Below are 604 nucleotides of genomic sequence, written 5' to 3' on the forward strand. Positions count from 1 at the left end.
TGGGTTTGGACCAACCCGGCATCTCGCAGCACCCTGAAGTGATGGGACATGGTGGACTTTGGTCGGCCACCGTCCAATTCGCCACAGCTGGCTTCGCCCAGTTCGGCAAGGCGTCGGACGATCTCCAGGCGCACAGGATCGCTCAAGGCGTATAGCAGACGCTCGAGGACGAATTCAGTGACGGGAGGGTGTTTGTAGGGGCGCATGAACGAAGCATACACGGGTTTGCTCTATCTCCATAGTTCGAATACTATCGAATTAACGTAATAGACAACCCTCGGAGAAACCAATGTCTGCGCTGTTCCAACCCTTCACGCTTAAAGACGTCACGCTTCGCAACCGTATTGCGATTCCCCCTATGTGCATGTACTCGTCAAACGATGGCCTGATCAACGAGTGGCACAGTGTTCACTACGCCTCCCTTGCGCGTGGCGGGGCGGGGGTGGTGATTGTCGAAGCAACCGCTGTAGCGCCAGAAGGGCGGATCACTCCTGGCTGTGCGGGTATTTGGAACGATGAGCTGGCCCAGGCCTTCGTACCGGTGGTGCAGTCGATCAAGGCAGCCGGCTCGGTCCCCGGCCTGCAGATCGCCCACGCCGGTCGC

At 58.6% G+C, this 604-nt stretch carries 1 protein-coding gene and 1 pseudogene; one reads left to right on the forward strand and one right to left on the reverse strand.

Annotation, left to right across the window (positions count from 1 at the left end; all coding sequences use genetic code 11):
• Positions 1-206, reverse strand: a 206-nt coding sequence (locus CXQ97_RS21020; protein WP_181035165.1) for a helix-turn-helix domain-containing protein, incomplete at its 3' end; no start/stop codon positions are given.
• Between the two features lie 83 nt (positions 207-289).
• Here CXQ97_RS21020 and CXQ97_RS21025 point away from each other — a divergent pair.
• A pseudogene (locus CXQ97_RS21025) lies at positions 290-604 on the forward strand (oxidoreductase); the annotation flags it as partial.

Source organism: Arthrobacter sp. B0490 (assembly GCF_002929355.1).
Lineage (GTDB): Bacteria > Actinomycetota > Actinomycetes > Actinomycetales > Micrococcaceae > Arthrobacter_D.